We start from the raw sequence: 12447 nt of genomic DNA on the forward strand, positions 1-12447 counted from the left end.
TTTAATATGAAAAATCAATTTCATATAATACCTGCCGCAGGTAACGGAAAGAAAAATTGTACCATTAAAAGTGGAAAATCAGAAAGGATAACTGAGTTTTCATATAGTAAAAGAAACATTTCTATAACGAAGACCAATAATCCGAAAACGAATGGGTTTAACTTAACTATAAAAGAAATAGCTATTCTTGATTCATTAGCAAAAGGTAACAGTTACAAAATGATTGCCAATGATTGCAACATAGCTATTAATACTGTGCGAGAACACATTCGAAATATTTATCACAAACTGAACGTACATTCCTGCATTCAGGCAGTATTATTGGCATTAAAAGAAAAACTACTCTCTACTCTTTTTTGTATCAACGTTTTCTCGCATGATAATGCGATTGACATGCTCTCTTCTGCACAATATCTTTACTTTAATTTTTAAACTTTTACAATAGGTAGTCCCGGAAACCTACTAGAAAGCAGAAATCATTTCAATTTTTAAAAATTACGTTATGAAAAAAAATACACTTTTTTCAGGGTCAATCATTTTGCTTATGATAGCCCCACTAATTGGCTTAACCCAAGCTAATAGACAACTTAGTAATCTAATAGCACCTACCCACATTAACCAGCACCTTTGGCCTGCAACTAAATGTACATATGACCTCGGTACTAATTCTATTAAATGGAGATATGGTTATTTTTGCCGTGGCATAGGAATAAGTCCTAATAATGTTGGGCCAAATTATCCTTTGGATATTATTAACCGGGATTATGGCAGAGGCATAAGTGTTTACAATAATTTTAGCGGCAATTCTCATCGCATCGGAGTTTATACGTATTCTGTTAATAACCCGGGATATGGCTATGGCATTCTGTCTTACGGGGGATATATTGGAACATATTCTCTAAATCTTGGCGGTTCGTACACTGGACGTGGTTACGGTGTTTATGCCACTGCTTCGGGAACAGCAGGTACTCGTTATGGTGTTTATGGCCAGGCAACAGGGTCGGGCGGTAATCGTTATGGAATTTACGGTTATGCTTGTGCAGGCCCCTCAAACAACGCGTATGGGGTTTATGGCCAGGCTGCCTGTGGTTCATTTAGGGCTGCTGGCTACTTTGCGGGAAATGTATGGGCAAACAATTACTTTCGTTTTTCGGATAGAAAATTGAAAAAAGGCATAACTCCTTTAAAGAATTCTTTACAACAATTAATGAAGCTAAAACCTTCATCTTATCAATTCAACACGACAGGTATTGAAAAAATGGGATTATCTTCTGGTAATCAAATGGGTTTAATTGCGGATGAAGTAAGACAGGTATTTCCTGAGTTAGTACAAGAAGCAGTAAAACCTGCAGAATATAGTGAAAACGAGACTTTAATAAGTTCTGAAGAAAAATTTGAGGGGGTGAATTACGAAGGATTAATCCCGGTTTTAATTGCTTCAGTACAGGAGCAACAAAAAACAATCGCCGATTTAAAATCTCAAAATGAAGAACTTAAAGTTCGTCTGACAAAATTAGAACAGAGTATAACGCTTAATGATGATAAAGTACCTGGAAAAACAGTTACTTCTGTTTCATTAAACTCTGTGATGTTAGAACAGAATAATCCTAATCCCTTCAATGAGAATACAGTTATTAATTATTATTTACCACAACAATCTGCTAATGCTGTTTTGAACATCACCGATCTCAGTGGCAGGATCATTAAAAGTATACCAATAACTCAAAAAGGTAAGGGTCAAATAATATTAAAAGCAGGGCAATTACAAGCGGGAACTTATCAATATTCCTTAAGTATGGGCGGGAAGTTGCTAGTAACAAAACAAATGATGTTGACACACAAATAAATCTAATCGTTCTTTGGGAGTTTTCTACTGCAGACCTCTTTTACTACCATAAAGATTTAGGGCATAATGACTGCTCTAAATCTTTATGGTTTATTTACGAATTAACCTAAGTGAAATGAACTCAAAAAAGTTGCAGTGCTTTTTTAAAAAAATTATTGGTTAAGAAAAAAAGTAAAGCTGCAAATCAAGCGACATGCAGAGAAATTGGTTTGGTTTGTACAACTCCTGTTTTATGTTTAATTTTAAAAGAAAAAATTCAAAAGTCACTCCTATAAATAAAGTTGAATGAAAAAAATAAATGAAAAAACAATTGGTCAAATTATAAGTCTTGGTATCATTTCCGGTATGCGTTCAACTTTCGCTCTGGCTATTGCTGCTCATTATTTAAGCAAACAACATAATTCTGCATTGTCGAACTCCAGGCTTCGTTTTATTCAATCACCTGTTACTGCAATCGTTACAAAATTACTCGGTGTTGCAGAAATTGCAGGAGACAAACTTCCGAATACCCCTAATAGAATTGTTGCTCCTCAAGTAATTGCAAGGGCAGCCTCAGGTGCATTAGCCGGTGCTATAATTTCTGTTGCCAATAAAGACAGTGTTGCAAAAGGCATTTTAATTGGGAGAGCTACAGCCATAGCTGCTACCTATGGCACTTTTTACCTTCGTAAATATTTAGATAAATCTACTTTTATTAAAGAACCCGTAACCGGAGCAATTGAAGATGCAATTGTTATAGGAAGTGGCATTCTGATTATGGGATAAAAAATTGTCACTAATCTAATTATTCACCCGACACTTTATTTTTAAAAGCCCTCACTTCTTTTTAGGGGAACGAACCTTAAAGCGAAGAAAAGAACGATAACATTGGCGTTTGCATCCTTTATGGAAATCATTTTTAGTTTTTTCTCAACCATCAACCCTAACCTGGCTTTAACTATATTTCTTTTATCGGCTTAGAAAATCAACTACTTTATCAGTTGCAATATTATCTGGTGTTATATTGAAACTATCTTTCTTATTTTCTATTTTGCTCCACTCTGTTACTTTTGAAAATAGTAAAGATGGATGGGCGTTATACATTACCAATTGTTTGTATGTAGCTAATGCGAGAACTGTTTTCAATCCTCCTACTATCATTATCCCCGGTACCTGCAGCTTCAACGTGTTTTGGGCAGTTGAGCAATCAAACTTATCTGAAGAAAGACTCCGTGTACCAACGAGTATATTAAGAATTTTATTTTGATACCGGGTACTTTTTATCTCCTTTTGCATCAAACCACAATATCCTGTTCATATTATCATCGTCGCCTCCGTCAACTTCTTTAAAAGCTGCATCTGCCGACAATTTTGCAAAAATCTTTGCTTTACCTTTTAATAAACTTAATGGTTTATTCATTTCATTAAGTCGAATCTTGTTGGGAATACGGCTATAATTGTAGTTTGATTTTTTATCGCTAAAACAATCAAACATCGGCATGGCTGTAGCATCGATAATGTTCATAGGAGAGAGTCCTAAAATTTGCTCAATCGTTCTTACCATACAGGTTTGGTTGTAATTTGTATGAATGGTTTTGTTAAGAATTGAATAAGGGCTCATCACTAAACCGGTTGTCCTATATGATGAGATATGATCCCACCCTGATTGAGAATCATCTTCTGTTACAAATACAACTGTAGAATCCCAAAAGCGGCTTTTTGTGATGGTTTCAACAATCCTTCCTAATGCAAGGTCGTTGTCCGCCACCATAGCACTCGGTATGGGAAAACCAGGCGACGTACCTGCTGTATGATCATTTGGCAATGAAAGCACCATCAGCTCGGGAAGACTATCGCCCGGAAGATTTTCATAGTTTTTCCATTCTTTTATAAAAACGTCAGCCCTTAGCTGATCAGTAAAATTTATATTATCGCAATCGGGGTAATCTGGTGATATAACAGGTCTTATCCGGGCAATGGTAGTTGTGTTTTTTATAACAAGAGGTTCTTGAGAAGTGTACTTATTATAAATATCTTCCCATTTCATTTTATCGTCGTAGTTCGTCAGACAGGCTTCACCAAAAATGCGCACCTTTTTACCATGGTCCAAAGCATTGGTCCAGACAAAACCGTTTTTATTGTAAGCCATTGCATCTGCAAGACGGTGAGTGTAACTTCTAAACCATGCGCGCACATTTTTCTCGATATAATCAGGAACCATAGCAGCATTTGCCCATACATGCCCTTCCGCTGATGACTTTCCTGATGCATAATAATTATCCATTAAAGAAAAATCCTGTGCAAGTTTATGTTGATTGGGCGTAACAGTGTTTCCAAAAATACATAAACTGCTATCACCTCTACCCTGTTTCATATCACCAAAAACCTGGTCATATGTTTTGTTTTCTTTTATAATATATACTACGTGTTTAAATATTGATGGCTCACCAATTCTTTCCGGTAAAGGTCTTGGTTGTACGTTTTTTCTTGGGAGTCTATTGGTCAATGCTATCCTGTAAAACATGTTTAATTTCCTAACTTTTTCAGTGTGGCTTTTCAGTTCTTTATCAGAAGGCAAAGGAATAATACTAAGAGAAGCCAGCTCTTTATGAATAGTATAAGCATTGGCCAATGTGCTGCTTGCTTGTTCTAACTCTTTCGGTTCTGAAAGCACTCTTGCACCTTTTGCTTCGAGGTTTGCGATATATAAATTTCGATTAAGTAAAGCTATTCCCGAAGGATAAGCTTCTGTAGGGATATAACCTTTTACTTTTGTTTTACCAATACCTTTATAGGAGTTTTTTTTGCCAAGATTTATTACAGCAATCGCATTGTCTAGTCCATTGGCTACATACATTGTTTTCCCCGTAGCATCTATTACAAGCGCATTTGGACTGCTGCCATAATAACTATATTGTTTTGAGAACAAACCGACTTCAATCGAATCGACCACTTTGTCGTTTTTTGCATTAATAACACTAACGTAGTCGCTGTTGCCATTTGCAACATATAAAAAATGTTTATCAGGACTGCAGGTAATAGCATTGGGATGCAGACCTAGCTGCAACTCATTTAATAAACTTCCATTGCTTATATCTATTACTGATAAGCTTCCGTCTTTTACTGCTCCTGTGGCGGGGTTGGTGTATGCCCTCCCCCAAGGCGTACCGGCAAATTCCATTGTTGTATCTGTTACCGTGCGACCTCCCCAATTGGTAACATAAGCTTTGTCGTTTATGATACAAATGCCAAAAGGCGCAACTCCTGTACCTGCAGTCCAGGCTATTTGTTTAGTGTCAACATTTATTTTGATTAATTGATTGTTTCCGTTCAGTACTACGTACAAATAAGGAATACCACTTTCAAACCTGATGTTGATTTGATTGGGCAAAGCTGTAGCCGCAGGCGCAATCGTTTTTAACGCTATTGATGTGATACCTTTCACAGACATTCCATCCCACTGTGCAATCATAACATGTGACAAATTTTTACCTTTATCGACGGCGCTCCATGTTATATACGTGCTATTTTTATAAATAAAAGATGCAATACCAGAGTAGGTGCTCATCAAATCTTTGTATTCTGCATTACCAGAAAAACTCCATCTGTTTGTTATCTTCTTCGTTTTTATGTCGAGAATAGCTATGCCGTACCGGTCTTCTACAACAACATTTTTCCTGTCGGGCAAAACAGTAACGTCGAGGGCATGATTTTCCAAATCAGGGTCGCCATAGGTAACAACCTTTCCTGCTGATTGCAAAAGCCTGTTATAAGGCATTTCTACTAGTGGTTCCTTAGTTTGAGACGTTTTATTTTCTGTAGGCGGAGGATGAGAAAGTTTTGTTTGAGCTTCTACAATAAAGGCTGCAAAAGAAAAGCAAAAAAGTAGCAAAAGTTGTTTCATATTATAGTATTTCTTACAATATTTTATGAATAGAATTAGTAAAAGGTTTATTGCGATTGTAATCTCAACCGGATTTATACTTCCTTTTATTTTACTATTTCAAAAACGGCTGCTTGCGAAATTCGGTTTTTCTTTTTCTTAAAGCATTATTAATTTTTTTTTAAAAAATTGTTATCTTATTATATCTTTTCCTATAACTTTATCTCAATTTTAAAGAAGTAAAAATACTTTTTAAAATATTTAAAAAAGTTTCTGTTTTCTTTTGGAATTATACCTGTTAATTATGGGAAAAAAAAACCAACAGCTCAAGAAGAAGATAATTAAGTACTTATACTATAGTGATACTTTATCAGTAGCAGAATTATGTCTTAAAGCAGATAAAAGCCTCCCCGTTATCTCTAAGTTTTTGAATGAGCTGATCGAAGAAGGTTTGATAACAGAAACAGGCTATGCCGCTTCAAGCGGAGGCCGACGTCCTCTTACATATGCAATCGTACCAAACCTTTTATATGTTGTTTCAGTATCAATGGACCAATATGTGTCGAGGATAGCAATCATGAACCTGAAAAACTCTTTTGTAACCCCGGTCGAAGAATTTGAATTGCCATTGACAAAAAATCCGGATGCATCTTTTGTTTTAGCAGAAAAAATTGAAGAGGTGATAACCAATTCGGGAATTCCAAAAAACAAAATTGCCGGTGTAGGAATTGGCATGCCAGGTTTTGTAGATGCAAAAAAGGGAATCAATTATACCTTTTTAAGTGTCCCAGGCAAAAATGTTACAGAATACATGTCCGAAAAAATAGGATTACCGGTATTTATAGACAATGATTCACGTTTGATAGCATTGGCAGAACTGCGCTTTGGTGCGGCAAGAAATAAAACGAATGTAATGGTGTTAAACGTAGGCTGGGGAGTTGGCCTCGGCATGATACTGAACGGGGAACTTTTTAAAGGTCACAATGGTTTTGCAGGAGAATTTAGCCATATTCCACTTTTTACAAACAGCATACTATGCAGCTGTGGCAAGACTGGGTGTTTAGAAACAGAAACATCGCTGATGGTAGTAATTAAAAAAGTGCAGGAAGGATTAAGGGGCGGTCGTATGTCTGTATTAAAAGATGTGGCAATGGAACATTTTGAACAGGCCATTGAAGCAATAATGAATGCAGCCAAAGAAGGCGACCAATTTGCGGCAGAGCTATTTTCTGAAACGGGTTATAAAATTGGCAGAGGAGTAGCAATTTTAATTCACCTTTTTAATCCTGAAACAGTTATACTGAGTGGCAGAGGATCGCTTGCAGGAAAGATTTGGCAGGCCCCCATTCAACAGGCTTTGAATGAGCACTGCATTCCGAGATTAGCGATGAATACAAACATAGAAATATCAACATTGGGTTACCACGCTGAACTTATAGGAGCTGCAGCGCTTGTAATGGAAAATTTTGAAAGAAGAACAGAGACAAGCGGTACTCCGGAGCCAGACGATCACTTACTGAAATAATTAATCCAAACTATAAAAATACTATCACTTTATATTTCGATTGTACAATTCGACTGTTTAGCAAAAGCATTCATGATTGCATACGATCAGGATTTTAAAAACTGTCTCCATTCATTAAATTAAACAAGCTACAATGAAAAGATTTACAAAGTGCTGGCTTTTTTTGATGCTATTGTTGGGAAGCACATTAGCGTTTAGCCAGAATAAAACTGTCTCAGGTACGGTTACCGACAGTTTGGGAAAAGGGATTCCAAGTGTTACTGTTGCAGTAAAAGGAACTAAAAAAACGGCAGTATCTGATGCTCAGGGCAATTTTACAATTGCTGTCAATTCTTCTAATGATGTTTTACAATTTTCTTCGGTTGGTTTTCAAAAAACAGAAACAAAAGCGGCTGGTGATGCAGGGGTGAACATAACCATGAGGCCCGAAGTTGGAAACTTAAACGAAGTTGTAGTAACGGCTCTCGGCATTCGCAGAGACCAGCGAAAATTAGGGTATGCAACCTCTACTATAAGTTCACAGGATATTTTGAAAACCGCTCCCACCAACTTTGCGTCTGCATTATACGGCAAGGCTCCTGGTGTAACTATTAACACTAACCCGGGTGGAGCAACGAGTGCTGTAAGTATCCAGATAAGAGGATTAAGTTCCATTAATTTCCAAAGGCAACCGCTTATGGTTGTTGACGGAGTTGTAGTAAGAAATGGAGACGCTAACAACGAAGGATATTGGGGTGGCAACCAACGAATAAATGGTAATGGGTTATTAGATATTAATCCTGAAAATATAGCAAATGTAACCATATTGAAAGGTGCAGCTGCATCAGCCTTATATGGTTCCGATGCCAACTTTGGTGTAATTGTTATAACCACTAAAAACGGCCAGGGACACAAAGGATTGGGAGTTGATGTTAATTTATCAGGTAACATAGAACAAGCATCAGTATTGCCTGATCTACAGACCGAATATGGACCAGGTTATGACCGTGGTACTAATATGTCTTCCTTTGGAGCTGATGAGGATGGCTGGATACACAAAAATATAGATGGGAAAGACGTTGTTTATCCTATTTTTAGAGCTTATGGCCAATTCGGACCTAAAGTAGACGGAAGGGAGGTATATTGGTGGGATGGACAAATGCGCCCCTATGTGGCACACGCCAACAACTGGAAACAATTTTACAGAACAGGCAATAACTCGGCGGCTAACATTGCTCTAAGCAATGCAACGGATAAAATGAATTACCGGCTGTCTTTTACCCGCAACGATTATAAAGGAATCCAGATTGGTGGTAAACAGGAAAAAAATACATTTAATTTAAATACCACTTATAAAGTTTCATCTAAAGTAACTACAGACATAGCAATAAGTTATGTAAATGAAAAGGTACATAACAGGCCCCGGCAAATAGACAGGCTTACAAATAACTATGGAGGATTTTTTAGCCCTGTAGATTACATGGATGCATATTTTAATAAATACAAAACCACCAGAGGTTATAAATATGTTCCTTATAATGATACTCAAAAAGATCCCGCAGAAGCTTTAAAATATAACATTCGTGCTTATGATTTCATGGATTTTTTATGGACACAATTAGAAAATAATTACGATGAAACTACCAATCGTTTAATAGCTTCCGGTACCGTTAATTATAATATTATTAAAGATTTAAATTTGCGTGGTCGCATAGGTACTGATTATACAGGATATTATTTAGAGGAAAAAGATAAAAACGAATATCCTATCGCTTTCGGACCGTCAGGCAATTATTCTACTTCTTCTAACAGGTACAGTTTCATGTATGGCGATTTACTGCTGTCGTACAGTCATCAGCTAATTAATAAATTAAAATTAAATGCTTCGGTCGGATACCAGGGCAGAAAAGAAGATTACCGCTACTCTTCTGTAGGAACCGCAGGTGGATTAACAACAGAAAATTGGTTTAGCACGAAAGCATCGGCCAGTAATTATCTTACTGCAAATGCTTATCGAAGCTTTTTAGTAAAAGATGGTTTGTTTGGAATACTAGGATTAGAGTATAATAATTTTCTGTTTGTGGAAGGTACACTACGCAGAGAAAGAACTTCTACTTTATATCCCGGCAACAATACTTTTTATTATCCAGGTGTAAGTGCGGCTTTTGAGCTTAGCAATGCTTTTAATCTTCCTTCATTTGTTTCTTACAGTAAGCTAAGAACAGCATGGGGTATTGTTGGCAATCCTCCGAATCCATATGTTTCTAATATTGTATATTCTGCTGGAAATATTAATGGTATTCCTACATTATATCCTGGCTCTTCTTACGGTAATAATAATCTAAAAAATGAAGAAAAGCACGAGCTTGAGTTTGGCTGGGAAACAAAGTTTTTCAAAAATCGCCTCGGCTTCGATGTTTCTTATTACAATGACAAAATAGTTAACCAGATATTAAATCTTACTATTCCCGGTTCTACCGGCGCAACTGGTATTTTAGTAAACGTAGGTACTTTAAAAAATTACGGACTGGAAGCATCGATAAATGGAGTGCCTCTTCGCACAAGAGATTTTCAGTGGGATACCAGGCTAAATCTTTCTTTCAACCGCAATAAGGTAGTGGCGCTGATGTCAGGTTTAGACAGGTTGACAAACTCTAACATAGATAACGGCTCTTTGCTTATTGTTTCAGAAGTGGGCCAGGCAGCCGGTGACATAGTTGGTTATAAAAGAAGAACCAACGAAAAAGGTCAATACGTTATCAACAGCGACGGCTACTACGATATAAATTTTGATAACCAGGTTAAAATGGGAAACATTCAACCTAAAGGCTCTGGCGGATTTACTAATAATTTTACGTATAAAAACTTTAATTTAACCGCACTGGTTGATTTTCGCTGGGGTGGACAGGTTGTTTCTCCTTCTCTTTTATATGCTACAGGTGCAGGCTTGTATAAAAATTCTCTTGCCGGCCGCGACGCTGAACATGGTGGCCTTCCTTATTACGTAGATGCTAATGGCAAAAATGTACAGGTTGCAGCAAATGCAACTACAGGACCTGGTGGCGAGAAAGTGTTTCACGATGGTATTATCTTAAATGGCGTAAACCAGGGCGATGGCAAGGCTAATCAAGCAGTAGTTGAAGCAGCGAATTATTATTTAAATACTTACACCTGGGGTTCATGGCCGGGTTCAGGTTCTTACAGTACCTATGAAGCAGCTGTGTTTAATAATGATTTTGTCAAATTAAGAGAACTATCATTATCCTATACCCTGCCGCTAAAAATCAAATCGAAGTTGAGCATGCAAAACTTCACATTCAGTTTGTATGGCAGAAACCTGTTCTATTTCTACAAAACTCTACCCTATTTAGATGCTGAGGAAGGCGTCGGTACCAGCTTCGTTTCACAGGCGATGGTTGGTGGCGGCACTGCTGCCTCAAGATCTTACGGTGCAAGTATTCGTGTATCATTTTAAAAAGTAGTAATTGATCAAAAAGATTAAAAAATGAAAAAATTAATAAAGTATAAATTAGTATTTTTTGCATCGGTAGGGCTTATACTTGGCGGTTGCAAAAAATCGGATTTTAATAATAATTATTATAACCCCGAAACCGCGGTGCAAGGCAGCATCGGGAGTTTGTATGCCGGAATGTTTGATAATGCTCGGGTAATACCTCGTTACTGGAATCTATATACTTTCCTTATTCCGGTACTTGGCGAATACAGCCAGACAATCGGCTACACCAATGGTTCAAAGATTTATGAACAGCCGGTAAACTATACGCAAGACCGCTGGAACGATTACTATACCGGAACCATGGCCCGGTATAGAGAAGTAGAAAAACTGTATAATGGACTTACAGATACTGCTGAAAAAAATGGCTACCTGTTGTTCTTAGAAACAGGGCGTATTTACCTCTATGATCAAACTGCTCAAATAGTAGATATGTACGGCGATATACCTTTTTCTACCGCAGGACAATTAAACGCAACAGGTAATATTGTATTAGCAAAATATGATAAAGGAAAAGATGTATATGATTTTATCTTAAAGGATTTAAAACGTATCTCAGATTATCTTGTTACCGTAAACCCTGACGTATTTTATTCAAACCAGTTTAAGAAGTTTGATTTTTTAAATGCCGGAAGTGTTGAAGAATGGAGAAAGTATGCAAACTCGCTTCGTTTACGTTTGGCAATGCGTACTTCGTATTCAGATGAAAATACAGCCAAAGGCATTGCGCAGGAAATATTAGGCAATCCTACTCAATACCCGCTAGTTGAGACGGTTGATGAAAATGTACAGGTAAAACTAACAGGCAATCTGGTATCAACCAGCAATGATATAAGAAGCGGCTTTGGCGTAAACCCTATGGCTCCGGGATATATGGTAGATAATGTAATGGCGCCTACTAATGACCCTAGATTACCGGTATACTTTACTGCAAATAAAAATGGCGAGTATCATGGTGTGCCAAATAACTGGACTGCATCACGGGTAAGCGACTCTACAACTGCTAATTACTTCTCACGCTATGACTCCACAACATTTACTGAAAATAACATGTTCCCTGGTATTATTCTTACTGCATCAGAAGTCAGCTTTATGAAAGCAGAAGCCTTTGAAAGATGGGGAGGTGGCGATGCAAAAGCAGCGTATGAAGATGGCATTAAGAAATCAATACAGTATTACTATTACATAAATAACATCAGCAATTATACATCTCATGATCCAATGCCTGCCGATGCCCAGATAAGCGCTTTTCTTACTGATGCATCCGTAGCCTATGGCACAGATCAGCAAAGTAACCTGAAAAAAATTGCTACCCAGAAATGGATAGATTTTAACGTCATGCAGGCACAACATGCTTGGGCCGAATGGAGAAGAACAAAATATCCTGTGCTCAATTTTCCAGCAGATCCATCTTCTACCCTATCACCCAGCGTTCCGGAAAGATTGTTATTTCCTTCGACCGAAAGAATTTTAAACACAGCCAACTACGAGACGGTAAAAAGCTCGGATAATGTTACAACCAAAGTTTTCTGGGACGTGAAATAAGTAAATCGTAGTTATAATTATTTTATTAGTTATTGTAACAAACGAGACTTTAAAGTGTTAGGTTACTTTAGATAAGAAATAGAAATGATATATAAGAATTAAAAAGAGTTTATCTGAATAACAAACATGATTTTTTATATGGTAAAACATCATGTTTGTTTTTATAATTATTAGAG

8 protein-coding genes are annotated in these 12447 nt (G+C 37.1%); 6 read left to right on the plus strand and 2 right to left on the minus strand.

Going from position 1 to position 12447, the window contains the following annotated elements:
• The first annotated feature begins 6 nt into the window (after positions 1–6).
• From B154_RS30825 to B154_RS0116965, 3 genes are all read left to right on the plus strand, one after another.
• Positions 7–432 (plus strand): response regulator transcription factor, encoded by a 426-nt coding sequence (locus B154_RS30825; RefSeq protein ID WP_018615455.1) that lies wholly within the window; start codon positions 7–9, stop codon positions 430–432.
• A 70-nt stretch (positions 433–502) separates the two neighbouring features.
• Entirely contained in the window at positions 503–1846 is a 1344-nt protein-coding gene (locus B154_RS0116955; protein ID WP_018615456.1) for a tail fiber domain-containing protein, read from the plus strand.
• 285 nt (positions 1847–2131) lie between these two features.
• Positions 2132–2611, plus strand: coding sequence for a DUF4126 family protein (locus B154_RS0116965; protein WP_018615457.1), 480 nt, complete (start codon positions 2132–2134; stop codon positions 2609–2611).
• Positions 2612–2794: 183 nt separating this feature from the next.
• Here B154_RS0116965 and B154_RS0116975 read toward each other — a convergent pair whose 3' ends face one another.
• Together B154_RS0116975 and B154_RS0116980 are read right to left on the minus strand one after the other, a co-directional pair.
• On the minus strand, positions 2795–3121 hold the full coding sequence (locus B154_RS0116975; RefSeq protein WP_018615458.1) for a hypothetical protein: 327 nt from the start codon (positions 3119–3121) through the stop codon (positions 2795–2797).
• Positions 3084–5729, minus strand: a complete 2646-nt coding sequence (locus tag B154_RS0116980; RefSeq protein WP_018615459.1) for a bifunctional YncE family protein/alkaline phosphatase family protein — start codon at positions 5727–5729, stop codon at positions 3084–3086. The genes B154_RS0116975 and B154_RS0116980 overlap by 38 nt, the downstream gene beginning before the upstream one ends.
• Before the next feature lie 283 nt (positions 5730–6012).
• On the opposite strand from B154_RS0116980, the gene B154_RS0116985 reads away from it, so the two are divergent.
• From B154_RS0116985 to B154_RS0116995, 3 genes are all read left to right on the plus strand, one after another.
• Entirely contained in the window at positions 6013–7233 is a 1221-nt protein-coding gene (locus tag B154_RS0116985) for an ROK family transcriptional regulator (RefSeq protein ID WP_051084318.1), read from the plus strand.
• Between the two features lie 133 nt (positions 7234–7366).
• Complete coding sequence (locus tag B154_RS0116990) at positions 7367–10687, plus strand: SusC/RagA family TonB-linked outer membrane protein (protein WP_018615461.1); 3321 nt, start codon at positions 7367–7369, stop codon at positions 10685–10687.
• Positions 10688–10717: 30 nt separating this feature from the next.
• Entirely contained in the window at positions 10718–12271 is a 1554-nt protein-coding gene (locus tag B154_RS0116995; protein WP_018615462.1) for a SusD/RagB family nutrient-binding outer membrane lipoprotein, read from the plus strand.
• Positions 12272–12447 lie beyond the last annotated feature (176 nt).

It is taken from the genome of Segetibacter koreensis DSM 18137 (genome assembly GCF_000374045.1).
GTDB classification, from domain to species: Bacteria; Bacteroidota; Bacteroidia; order Chitinophagales; family Chitinophagaceae; genus Segetibacter; species Segetibacter koreensis.